The organism is Mesorhizobium opportunistum WSM2075 (assembly GCF_000176035.2).
GTDB classification, from domain to species: Bacteria; Pseudomonadota; Alphaproteobacteria; order Rhizobiales; family Rhizobiaceae; genus Mesorhizobium; species Mesorhizobium opportunistum.
The window spans coordinates 2,192,635-2,205,024 of record NC_015675.1 but is presented as its reverse complement, the minus strand read 5'-3'; the positions used below and the strand labels follow the sequence as shown (position 1 = coordinate 2,205,024).

General features: G+C 61.3%; 8 protein-coding genes. 5 read left to right on the top strand and 3 right to left on the bottom strand.

Features of this window, described 5'->3' with window-relative positions:
* Positions 1-2: 2 nt before the first annotated feature.
* The 4 genes from MESOP_RS10490 (at position 3) to MESOP_RS10475 (ending at position 5,943) form a co-directional block, all read left to right on the top strand.
* Positions 3-1,211 carry a glycosyltransferase family 4 protein gene (locus tag MESOP_RS10490; protein WP_013893308.1) on the top strand — a complete coding sequence of 403 codons (1,209 nt, stop codon included), beginning with the start codon at positions 3-5 and terminating at the stop codon, positions 1,209-1,211.
* 17 nt (positions 1,212-1,228) lie between these two features.
* The gene (locus tag MESOP_RS10485) at positions 1,229-2,077 is read left to right on the top strand and encodes a sulfotransferase family protein (protein ID WP_013893307.1); all 849 of its coding nucleotides are present in this window, start codon (positions 1,229-1,231) and stop codon (positions 2,075-2,077) included.
* Between the two features lie 378 nt (positions 2,078-2,455).
* On the top strand, positions 2,456-4,477 hold the full coding sequence (locus MESOP_RS10480; protein ID WP_245265066.1) for a nucleoside-diphosphate sugar epimerase/dehydratase: 2,022 nt from the start codon (positions 2,456-2,458) through the stop codon (positions 4,475-4,477).
* Between the two features lie 17 nt (positions 4,478-4,494).
* On the top strand, positions 4,495-5,943 hold the full coding sequence (locus tag MESOP_RS10475; RefSeq protein WP_167313545.1) for a hypothetical protein: 1,449 nt from the start codon (positions 4,495-4,497) through the stop codon (positions 5,941-5,943).
* A gap of 99 nt (positions 5,944-6,042) precedes the next feature.
* On the opposite strand, the gene MESOP_RS10470 is transcribed toward MESOP_RS10475, so the two are convergent.
* Entirely contained in the window at positions 6,043-7,383 is a 1,341-nt protein-coding gene (locus MESOP_RS10470; RefSeq protein WP_013893304.1) for an O-antigen ligase family protein, read from the bottom strand.
* A 241-nt stretch (positions 7,384-7,624) separates the two neighbouring features.
* Between MESOP_RS10470 and MESOP_RS10465 the strand changes: the two genes are divergently transcribed.
* Positions 7,625-9,934 carry a GumC family protein gene (locus tag MESOP_RS10465; protein WP_167313544.1) on the top strand — a complete coding sequence of 770 codons (2,310 nt, stop codon included), beginning with the start codon at positions 7,625-7,627 and terminating at the stop codon, positions 9,932-9,934.
* Positions 9,935-9,960: 26 nt separating this feature from the next.
* Here the strand turns inward: MESOP_RS10465 and MESOP_RS10460 are convergent, their stop codons facing one another.
* Both MESOP_RS10460 and MESOP_RS10455 read right to left on the bottom strand, forming a co-directional pair.
* Positions 9,961-11,091 carry a glycosyltransferase family 4 protein gene (locus MESOP_RS10460; protein WP_013893302.1) on the bottom strand — a complete coding sequence of 377 codons (1,131 nt, stop codon included), beginning with the start codon at positions 11,089-11,091 and terminating at the stop codon, positions 9,961-9,963.
* Between the two features lie 69 nt (positions 11,092-11,160).
* Positions 11,161-12,309 carry a glycosyltransferase gene (locus MESOP_RS10455; RefSeq protein ID WP_013893301.1) on the bottom strand — a complete coding sequence of 383 codons (1,149 nt, stop codon included), beginning with the start codon at positions 12,307-12,309 and terminating at the stop codon, positions 11,161-11,163.
* Between the last annotated feature and the right edge of the window lie 81 nt (positions 12,310-12,390).

The following is a 12,390-nucleotide window of genomic DNA, read 5'->3' as shown; positions in this document are numbered from 1 at the left end:
CGATGAGTGCTGAGACCGGTCGAATTCGGGTTTGCTTTCCATTTGTCGGTGACGATGTCGGCGGAAGTCACATCTCGGCACTGAAGCTTGTCCAGAATCTCGACACCTCAAGGGTCGCACCGGTCCTGGTGCTTCAGGACATCACGGGGCCGCTCGCAGACTTTCTGAAGATGGAGGGCCAGCCCTTCATGGGTTTGCCTCCTTTGACGACATTGCCCGCGAAAGGAACGACCTGGGGAGGTGTCGCCACCTATTTGACCAGCACGCTGCCGCATTTGAGCCGCTTCATCCGGGAGCAGAGGTTCGACATCATTCATACCAATGATGGAAGAACGCATATCAATTGGGGCATTGCCGCACGGTTTGCGGGCGCCCGGCTGGTCTGGCATCATCGCGGCGATCCCGATGCAAAAGGCGCCAATATTCTCGGGCCGTTCATTGCGGATCGCATGGTGACGGTGTCGCGATTCTCACGGCCGAAGCATCCGATCCGATCCCTCAACGGACGCCTCAGCGTTATCCATAGCCCCTTCGACCACCCGTTGGACATCCCTGACAGGGCCGCGGCCAAGGCAAAGCTTCTGGAAGAGCTCGGCCTCGCGCCAGGCACGCACATTCTCAGTTTCATTGGCGGCCTGATCGAGCGAAAGCGTCCGCTTCTCTTCATCAACATCATTGAACGTTTCCGACGCGAGCATCCGCACATCCCGATCGTCGGCTGCGTGTTCGGCAACTCGCCGGCAGGCTCGCATAATCTTGAATTTGCCGCGCGCGCGCTTTGCGTCGAGCGCGGGCTGGATCGGATTATACGTTTCATGGGCTTTCGCAGCCCTATCGAGCCATTCCTGGCGGCGACGGATGTTCTGGTCGTTCCCGCGATAGGGGAGCCTTTTGGAAGGACCCTGATCGAAGCGATGTTTCTCGGCACGCCGGTGGTTGCGACCGATCACGGCGGCAACCCGGAAGCCATCGAGAATGGACGGACGGGATTTCTGGTCGCTCCGGAAGACACCAAAGCTTTCATGGAGCCGCTGCGACGGTTGCTTTCGGATCCTTCGCTGTGGGCACGCATCAGCCAGGCGGCCCGCAAGCAAGCCTGCTTTTCCTATAGCACGCAGCAGCACGTCGAAAAGGTCATGGAAGTTTATGGGCAAGCGCTCCGCGCTCCGGCGGCGGCCAGGTTGGCTTGCAGTACGACAGGTGACAAATGATCCAAGAGGGTTCTAAAATGCAGGCAGAGGATATCGACTTCCTCATCATCGGCGCTGCGAAATGCGCCACGACCTGGCTGCAGCAGTCGCTGCAGGCCGATCCGGACGTCAGCATGCCGGATCCCGAGCTGCACTACTTCAGTCGCCACTACGATCGCGGCGACGACTGGTACTTCCGCCAATTTCATAAAACTCGTCCTGGACAGCTCGTCGGTGAAAAGTCGAACTCCTACCTGGACACTCCGTCGGCACCGCAACGGGTTCACCGGCTGCTCCCCCATGTCAGGCTGATCGTGCAGCTTCGCAACCCGGTCGAGCGTGCGTACTCGGACTATTGCATGCTCTTTCGCCGCGGCGAGGTCGACCGCGACATAGAATCCTACCTTGACGTGGGCAGGGATTCGCCTGGGCGTTTTCTCGCCGGCGGCCTCTATAGCGCACAGTTGCAGGCCTATCTGGATCTCTATCCGAAGGATCGGCTGCTGGTTCTGTTTTTCGAGGAAACAGTCGCAAGGCCTGTCGAACAGTTGAGCAAGGTCAGGACGTTTTTGAACCTCCCTGAGAGCGACGTGGCTTTGCCGGTGGCGAAAAAAGTGAAGGACCGCAGCGAAGCTATGGTCGGACCGCAGCTGCGCAACATGATGAAGCCGTTGAAACCTCTGGTTCGTCCGTTCCGGAACACCTCTCTCTTCGAGGCGGCACGGGGTGCCCTGGCGGGAAAGATTGCTTATCCGCCTTTCCCCCCAAGACTTCGATCCCAGCTCGTCGACTTTTACGCCGCCGATGTCGAGCAGTTGGGCACGCTGGTGCAGCGGGACCTGTCTGGCTGGCTTGTCCAGACTGGCGGAAGTACCTCTTTGGATTAACTCGGGAAAGTTCCTCTCGCGGTTCCGATAGCTACTCCCTGCACAAAAGCAGGTGTTGCGCCAAAAGCAGGCAAGGCGCTCCATAGCAACGATAAATCGTAGCCTCGAATCCGAACGATAGCAGGCCAACCTGTTCTTGATTGAACAAGGTCTTGGCAAGCCCGGATTTGTGTCTGCGGGGTGCAAACAGCCGATAATCTTGACGTGCTCTCCCAGAGCGCGGCGGCTAAGCTTTGTCGAGGTCCTAGGATGAGCCAGTTAGATCAGCCGTTTGAAGCAATCGGTCCGCTCGGAGGCCAATCGCTTCTGATAGCCACCGCAATCGCTGTCGGCCGTCTTGTCAGCAAACCGCGTACCATCGTTCATGTTCTGTCGTACTTGCGTCGCAGGGTGGTCGGGCGCGCCAAGGCCGTCGGCAAGAATCTTCATCTCTACATCATCGATCTGGCCATGGCGCTCGCGGCGCTGTCCTTTGCTTCATTCATGCGATTGGGCCTTGATGGAGAGGTCACCAGTCCGGAGAGCTACCATTCGCTGCTTTTCGCACTTCCCTGCTTCCTGTTTACATGCGCCGTGGTCTTCCCGGTGACCTGCCTCTACACCCGCAATTGGCGATATGCTTCCGTCGGCGACATGCTCGGTATCCTGCGCGCGGTAATCGTCGCATCGCTCGCCTTCGTGTTCATGATGTTCGTGGCGACACGCCTCGATTCGATCCCTCGCTCGGTGATGGTGATCGAGGTCCTCTTGCTCGTGCCGTTGCTCATTTCGGTCCGCATCCGCTCCAAGCTCGTCGAGACAGGCCGTTTTGGCCCGGCCGCAAACAGGGCGAGAAACGGACGCGACATGGTTCCCGTGCTGCTGATCGGTGCGGGTGATGCAGCCGATCACTATATCCGGGCACTGCAGCGGGATCCGGATGCACCCCATTGGCCGGTCGGTCTGCTCGACAATGCCGCGACGACGGAGGGGTATTTCCTGCGCGGCGTGCCGGTCCTTGGCAGCATCGAAGACTTCGACACGGTGATCAGCGACCTGGAAGTCCGCGGCATCAAGCCCCGGCACGTGATCTTTACCGAAAGGATGCCTGGTCTCGTCGACCCGGCGCTCGAAGCGCTGATCGACCGGGCCGAACGCCTGGGCATCGCGGTCTCGCGGCCGGCGCCCGTCCTGGAGCTGCGCAATCCCAAGCACGAGAGCCGCTTCGAGTTGCGCCCGATCGAGCTTACCGACCTGCTGGAAAGGCCCCAGACAGTGCTCGATAAAGCTGCGTTGTCCCGCATGATCGAAAACAGCCGCATCGTCGTCACCGGCGCCGGAGGCTCGATCGGCGGCGAGCTCACACAGCAGATTGCCGCGCTTGGTCCGGCGGAACTGATCCTGATCGATAACAGCGAATACAATCTATACGCCATCGATCTGGAACTGGCGGAGAAGTTCCCGAATGTGCACCGCAAGCCATACATCTGCGATGTACGCGACCCGGTTCGCCTGGGCGAGATCTTCCAACGGCATTGCGTCGACCTGGTCTTCCATGCAGCGGCACTCAAACACGTGCCGATGGTCGAATTGAATCCCTGTGAGGGCATTCTCACCAACGTCATCGGTACGATGAACGTGGCAGAGGCGACCCGCCTTTGCGGTGCCAAGGCGATGGTCCAGATCTCCACGGACAAGGTCGTGAACACGACCAGCGTGATGGGCGCCACCAAGCGCCTGGCCGAACTCTATTGCCAGTCCCTGGACCTGGCCTTCGTCGCCGGCGAAACCCCAGCCCGCTTCATGACCGTTCGTTTCGGCAATGTCCTGGGTTCGAGTGGATCGCTGATCCCGCTGTTCAAGCGCCAACTCGCCCATGGCGGCCCGCTGACCGTAACCGACATGGAGATGAAGCGCTTCTTCATGACGATAAGGGAGGCGGTTGAGCTCACCTTGCAGGCATCGGCCCATGGCCTGGAGAAAAGCCTGGGACAGGGCGAGATCTTCGTTCTGGACATGGGGGCGCCAATCAAGATCATCGACATGGCGCGTCGCATGATCAAGCTCGCCGGTTTTCGGCCGGATGAAGACATCAAGATCAAGATTGTCGGTTGCCGGCCCGGAGAAAAGTTGTTTGAGGAACTCTTCGACGAAAGAGAAAGACGTGTCGACGTTCCGATCTCCGGAGTCTTGGGCGCGGTGCCCAATCCGGTGCCGCTCGAGATCCTTCGCAAGGAATTCTCGCAGCTGCGCCGCCTGGCGAAAGCTGGCGACACCGGGGGCGTGCTGGACCTCGTTGCCCGGTTGCTTCCCAGCTACCACAGAGAGGAAACAAAACCTGCGGCGGCGACGCCATTCGTGCCTCACGTGATCCGCGGCTCGGCCAAGGCGGCCACGCCTCAACGCGAAGCCGCTGCCTGATGCCGGCGGGAGCGGCCGTGCGAAGACGTATCGCCTCAGCTCTGGTTGTCGCGCTGTCCTGCGGCACCGCCTTGGCCGGCGAGCCTCAACCGACCGTCGCCGAGGCACGGGGCGCGATCGAGCGCGCGGGCGCCTACTTCCGCGATCACCTCGGTGTGGCCGGAACCTATGTATGGAAATATTCGCTCGATGGCCAAAGGAGAGTGGGCGAAGGCGGTGCCGTGCCGACAAGCGTTGGCTGGGTGCAACCGCCTGGGACGCCGGCGGTCGGAGCTGCCTTCCTGCGCATTTTCGAGGTTACCGGCGACAAGCAATGGCTTCAGTCGGCCCAGCTCGTGGCAACGGCTCTGGTCAAGACGCAGCTGGAATCCGGCGGGTGGTTTTACAGGATCGAGACCGACCCGAAAAAGGCGGCCACGTGGTGTTACCGCGCACTGAAGACAGATGGAAACGCCTGTCACGACATCAAGGACAATCCGCATCGCAACGAGACCGTCCTCGACGACAACAACACACAGAGCGTGCTGAATTTCCTGATGTGGTTCGACCGGGCGAGCGGCGGTTCGGATCCGGATGTCCGGTCCTGCATCGATAAGGCGCTTCATCGATTGATGCGGGTGCAGTACCCGAACGGGGCCTTTCCGGTCTTCTTCAAGGGAGCCGCGCCGGGTGCGGATGTGGAGACGGCCGCCAAGGCGAGTATTCCGGCCAGTTGGTCGCACGAGTGGCAGAAGCCCGACAGTCCGCCCTACTTCATCGTCAATGACAATCTCCCTCGCGATATGGGCCGTCTCTTTCTCAACGCTTACCGTACATACGGTGATCCCAAATATCTCCAGGCAGCCGAAAAGGTCGGCGATTTTCTCCTCGCGGCCCAGCTCCCTGCGCCGCAACAGGGCTGGGCCCAGGGATACGATCGTTCCATGCAGCCAGTGTGGGGTCGCAAGTTCGAGCCGCCAGGTGTCGTCTCGCGCGAAACCGCCGGCAATATTGATTACCTGATCGAGTTGAACGAGCAGAACAAGGATGCGCGGCTGCTGGACGCGGCCGAGGCCGCGGCCAAATGGTTGCAAGCGGCGCGCCTGCCCGACGGCAAGTGGGCACGTTTCTATGAACTCAACACCAACCGCCCGGTCTACGTCGACGATGATGACCAGGTGACGTTCGACGACAAGAACCTCCTGCACCACTACGGGATGAAAACGGGGGCCGAGATCGAGCCGGTGTTCGCCCGGCTGGAGCTTGCCAGGCGCGGCTTGCCGGTTTCCCGCCAACAGCTGTGGATCAGTGGCATGGATGAGTTGAGCGCCGGCGACCTAAGTTCGAAGGTGCGTCAGCTCATCGACAGCCAGGATGCCCAGGGGCGCTGGGTTGAGGGCCGGTTTGTAATGGGACAGGATTTTATCGACGGCGTGTTTGCCCTCGGTCGTTTTATCTCGCCGCAGGCGTCCGCGCCGGGGAAGTAGCTGCACGTCATCGGCCCTATCCATATGGAGATTCCGACCGGGCCTTCGCGAGCGCCGATCGGCCTTGTCAGGCTGGCAAAACTCAGCCGCTGTGCACCCCTAATTTGGTCCGCGTTGAAGAAGCTGTAGCCGGCCACGGGTGGAGCGGGCGCTACGCAGGAAGCCTGCGACCGCTCCTGGCACTGGCCCTCCGCGCAAAATCGCAACACTGGGCGCTATCCCAAGCAGCAGGGGCACGACAAAAAACCGGCTGTAGAGGTGCGGCAGCGCGTTGGCCAACGCGGCGAAGAGAAGGACCGTCGTCAGGGTGCAAATGGCGGATATTCGTCCCTGGCGAAGCCGGGCAGCGAGCATGCCGATGATTATTCCGGCTACCAGCATGAGCAGGAAACCGATCAACCCAGCCAGCCCCGCCTCAACCCATATCAAGAGATAGACGTTGTGGACTGGAGCATGCAGCTCGCTGAAATGTCGATACTGGTCGGCGCCGATGCCAAGCAGCGAACTGCTGTCCGCCTTGGTGATGGCCTCGCGGATAAGCCGCATGCGGTCCGCGAACGTTCCAGCCTCGTCAATGTCGCCACTCTGCAGCGCATTCAGCACGCGGCGCTGGAAGATCGGGGGCAGGAAGTCGCGGCCCCACGTGACGACGACAAAGAACGCGCCGAGCGACGACACCGCCAACAGAATGATGCGGCGCCAGGAGCCCGTCATGGCAACGAAGACGGTGAGCGCGACGACAAGGCCGATCAGCCCGGTATTGGAACCAGTCAGGACAATGCCATACGCAAAGAGCGGCACTCCGATCCAGGCCCAGCGGGGCCGGGCACCCCCTGAAGCGACCAGCCACAACAACAGGGGGACCGCGAGCGCAATCAGCGTCGCGCATTCATTCTCGCGTTCGACCCAGCCGATAAAGCGGCCATTGCCGCTGGTCAGGTAGGTGCCTTGTTGCCTGAGAATGTCGATGACCACAATACCGTGAATGCACATCAAGCCGATCGAGCAGATAAGCGCCTTCGTAAGAAGGACCGTTTCGCTCCAGGGCCTCGACGCCAGCATGAAGGCCAGGAGAAAATAGGCATACAGATACTGCGCCGAGATGATGAAGCCTCGCTGCGGATCACCATTGATCAGGCTGCTGAGCAGCAGCATGCCGCACAGGAGCGCCACCCCGGTGTTCCAGAGAAGCGTCCCGGCTGCCAGTGGGGCGGGCGAAAGGGATTTCCCCAGGACCATGGCAAAGACGGCGGCCAGGGCGAAGGCATCGCTGGCGGTGAAGTAGAACGTGTCGACCCGCAGGATGTTGCAGGGGGTGAGAAAGACGGAGGCCATTGCCAGCCAGAGGCCGATCTTGCCGGTCCCATTTGACAACGACGCCGCAGCCGGCCTGCGGTCGGGCTTTGCCCAGTACCCGCGAGGGACCCCGGCATGATTCATCGTCACTCCTGAAAACTATGTGAGCGTTCTTTTCACCAGCCTCCATGGACGTGCAGTTCGGTACATATGCCAAGATATGCCCGCGGCCACCTACGCTATCCTTTCGGATAATCCCATGGCCGCGACTAAGCCTCTTGAACGCGCTGGCGTCCGTGTATCCGTGCTAAAAACTTGTCGCTTGGTTGGGTCTCGAACTCGGCTTGAAGACCCGGTGAGATCGATAAGAACAGGGGCGCGATCAGTGAGCTTGGTAGACGAAAACAGCGTGTGGAACCGACTGGGGCCATTCCTTCAGGAGTCACCCGAACCCTTGGAGGAGCGGACGTTCGGCGCGCGCGAACTTTACAGTCTTTTCCGCAGACGCCTGCTTCTGATCGTTGCGATCGTCATTGCAGGCACCGCACTCGCGCTCATCGCCGCGGTGGAACTTCCCAAGACTTATACGGCTCGTTCCATGATCGTTGTCGAAACCGACGATCCCAATCCTCTCGACACCACGCAGGCGCAGCCGAACCAGCAGCCTGACAAGTCGCGGATGGACACCGAGGCGGATCTGATCGCCTCTCGCGTATTCGCCAGCCTGGTGGTCGACCGGCTCGACCTCATCCAGGATCCGGACTTCAACACCTATCTGCCGCCAGCCGCCGCCGGAGGAACTTCGGATTCGAGCGGCGGTGTGCTGTCACAGGCAGTCGGCCTGATTGTCTGGATACCGCAAAGACTATTCTCGCTGGTCGCCGGCTCGGGCCCGCAGGATGCCGCATCTCTGCCGCCCAAGGATGTTCAGCAAGACCGGGCAATTTCGGCTTATCTGGCGAACCTGTCAGTCGATCGCTCCGGTGAAAGCGCGGCGATGACGATCTCGTTCTTCAACGACGACGCAGCGACCGCGGCCAAGATCGCCAATGCAACTGCCAGACTGTTCGTGGAATGGTCTCGTGACAACAAGCGGCAGGACATCAAGGATGCCGTCGGCTTTTTGAGGCAGCAATCGACCGAGCTCGCATCACGGATTGCCGCGATCGAGGGTCAGATCGCCAAATACGCGACCGAGCATGGCGTCTCCAGTGATCCACGCGATGATCTGCTGCGCGCCTCGATCCAGCAGGCCAATGAACAGCTCAGCATCGCCAGGGGTGAATACACGCAAGCACAGGCGCGCCTTGCCCAGGTCAGGCTAGCGGCCAAGAACGGTGACACCGGAGCCGGCGTCGACCCGTTGCTCTCATCGGACTTCCTGACGTCGCTGCGCAACGATGAAGCGACAGCGATGAGGGATCGCGCGCAGCTGGCCAGCAATTACGGCCGCAATCATCCCCTGGTCCAGGAGGCCGATGCGAAAGTAGCGGCCGTCCGTGCGATGATTTCTCAAGAGATGCTGCGAACGATCGCAGTCCTGGAAAATGACGTGCGCGTCGACGAAGGCCGGGTGAACCAACTTGTCAAAAGCCTGGAGGCCTCCAACGAGGAGCTGCGTCAAAGGAGCCTGGCGGAGGCCAAGCTGCGTGAACTGAACAACAATCTGGCGACCGAGCAAAAGCTCTACGACCTCGTGTCCGGTAAACTTGGCAGTCTCGATCCGTTTTCGGAAGCGGTCGAACCCGGCGTGCGAACCGTCTCCATGGCCGAGATCCCGACGAGCCCTTCCTTTCCCAAGCTTCGTCTGATGCTTGCGGGCGGTTTGGCCGCGTCGCTTGTCCTGGCGCTGATTCTGGTGCTGACACTTGAAAGCATGGAAGTCCGGATACGGGACTTGCGGCGGGCATCGAAGCTGATACGCGCTCCCCTGCTGGCGTCAATTCCGCGGTTGCCTCAGAAGTTCCTGCGCCCCGCCCTGCCCCCTCTCGAAACCTTGTTGTCACGGCCGCGGTCTGCTTTCTCCGATGCTTTCCGATCGCTTTACAATGCCTGCGCCCGGATGAACGGTGGGCGGAGCAAACATGTCGTTCTGGTCAGTTCCGGCTTGCCGCAGGAAGGCAAGACGACGACAGCCATGGGCCTTGCCATGGCAGCGGGCATGGATGGCGCGCTGACCGCCCTGATCGATCTGGATTTACGAACCCGCAGCCTTCACACCGCCATGGAGCTGGGCTCCGCCAGCAGGACACTCGGCGACTATCTGCAAGGCGATTGCGCTCTGGCGGAAATCGTCCAGACGCTGCCTGATATCCCGCAGCTCGATATTCTGGCGCCGTCCGCCGACGACCAGACGCTGCCGGAATTCCTCAACTCCGGCCAGCTCACCAAATTGCTGGAGGCGTTCCGGCTTGAATACGATGTGGTGATCATCGATGCACCGCCCGTGCTCGTTGTTGAGGACGCAATCAGGATTGCCGCCTCGGTCGACACAATCGTCGTCGTGGCCGCGTTCGACAGCACCACTCAAGAAGCCCTTTCCCAGGTTGTCGAGCGCCTGCGCTTCGCCGGCGGCCCATCGATTGGCTGGGTGTTCAACCGCGTCGACCCTTTCCAACAGGCTCGCGGCGCCCTGCGGAAGGCCTACATGAGGCGGCAGCAGATCCGGCGTTATTTCTTCGCCGATAGCCCGTGACCGCACAGACGATCACGGGCGCCCTGTTACAGCCCCATCGCCTCGAGCAAGGTATGGTTCACCTTGTGCACATCGAAGCGTTCTTCCGCGAGCTTTCTTGAGTTGGCGCCCATTTTGGCGGCGAGTTCCTCATCTTCGAGAAAAGCCCGCTGCGCCGCGGCAAGCGCATTCACGTCGCGTGGCTCGACCCGAAACCCGTTCTCGCCGTCGACAACCGTTTCCTGACAGCCGGGCGCGTTGGTCGTGATGATCGGCCGGCCCGTCGACAAGGCCTCCAGCGCGCTGCGGGGAATGCCCTCGCGATAGTAGGACGGCAGCACAAACACCGTGGATGCGGTCAGGTACGGGCTGACGTCGTGTGTTTCGCCGAGATACTCCACGGCTCCTTCCCTGGTCCACTGGTCCATTTCGGCTTTCGAGATGGAGAGGGGACTGGGATCGAACGGACCGAGAATCTGGAAACGCGCGGTACGGTGCTTGGCCTTCAGGATGCGCGCGGCGGCTGCAAACTCGGCAATCCCTTTCTCGCGCAGCAAGCGAGCAATCAGGAGGAAGATGGGTGGCCCGGGTGGGGGGCGGCTGGCTGCAAACAGTGTCAGGTCCACCCCGGAACCCGCAACCTTGATCACCGGCGTGGTCGCGGAAACCATCCTGTGGCGCCGGATGTCGAGAGCATCGGCTTCATTGTAGGCGAAAACGGCTTCGCAACCCTTCAGGGCCGAGCGGTAGAGACCAATGCTCAACCGGCGCAGGACAGTTGCACGCAGGCCCGTGACGCTGCCGCTGAATATGAAGCCGAACCCGGTGAAGAGGGCAAACCGCCGAGGCACTCCGGCAAGCCGCGCCGCCAGCCCGCCATAGATGATCGGCTTCATCGTGTAGGGCAGGACGATGTCGGGAGCCAGGCGGCGCATCAGCCGGTAGAGTGTCTTGAGCGTTCGCAGATCGGCCAGCGGATTGGTACCCGTCCTGGCCATCGGAATCTGTTGGAAGCTGACGCCGATCGCACCCAGCCTGGCGATGGCCTGCCCGTCATTGTCGGGGGCGAGCGCGATGACCTCGTGCCCGGCGGCGACCATGGCTTTCAACAATTCGAGGCGAAAATTGACGAGCGAACGCGTCAGGCTTGCGATGACGACGATCCGCTTGCGGCGCATCGCATCGTCCCCGCCGGCGGGAAAATGATCTCGACCATTCGCGTGCATGACAACCACCAGTCACTCCTGTCAGCTCGAGATAAGGCGACGACGCCCCAGAGCTGTTGCGTAGAGTTCCAGGTGCCGATCGACGTAAAGCGATAGTGAGAAGTTCTCCATGACGCGGCGACGCGCCTGTTGGCCCAGAGCGCGCCGCTGGGCCGGCTCAAGGCCGACAAGCCTGATCAAGCCGGCGGCCAGTGCTTCACTGTCCCGGGGCGGAACGACCACTCCACTGTCGCCGACGAGCCAGCCGGAGTCGCCGACCGCCGTCACCACCGCCGGCACGCCACTTGCCATCGCCTCGCCGGCGGCAAGGGAAAAAGCCTCGCCCCAAGCTGAACAAAGCGCGTAGACATCGAAGCCGGGCATGAGATCGGCAACGTCACCGCGGATGCCCGGCGTCGTAATACGGTCGTCTATGCCGAGGTCGCGGGCGGCGCGCCGCACCGGCCCATCGGCATGTCCCTCCCCGATAAACACGCCCTGAACGTCGTATCCCTGCGCCAGCACACGGCTGATGGCCCGAACCAGGCTGATCTGGTCTTTCATGGGATGAAACCGCGCCACATGGCCGATGATCAGCCGTTCGGGCGGCAAGCCGAACAGATGGCGCAATTTCTCACCGGCGTCGGCCGCGGGAGAAAACTGATCGCAATCCGTTCCGTTCGGAATGACCACCCTGCGGCGCGGATCAAAGCCCAGACGCTCGTGATCGTCGGCGGCCACGCGCGAGCAATATGAGATTGCGCTGGCGCGGCTCGACAGCCGGGCCGAGAGCCGGATCAGCTGGCGCGTCAACGGTTTCTCGTCGGCGAGGTCGCGAACCGTGTGATGGATACTCCAGATTACCGGCGAGAAGTTGAAGCCCAGCACCGAGCCGAGCGTTGCCGCGACGTTGCCATGATACATCCATCCGTGAAGAAGGTCGGGCGCCGCCCTGCTTATCGACCGGGTCAGCCGAAAGACATCGCGCGGCCGCGGCCGCTCCGTCATGCTGATCGACACGAGCCCGGAATTCGCATGCTTCACCTGCGCGGCCAATGGCCCAGGTGAAAGCAGCGATAAAACCGAAGATGAGAAGTGGTTTTGGTCGATCCGGCCAAGAAAACGGGCAAGCATGACCTGGGCGCCGCCAACGTCGAGACTGGTGATCGTGTGAAGAACACTTGTGTGCACGCAAGCTTCCCAGCTGTCTGCGGCGCTCCGCCACGAGGAAGCGTTCAATCGGCCGACAGTATCCAGCCGCACCATACGTTG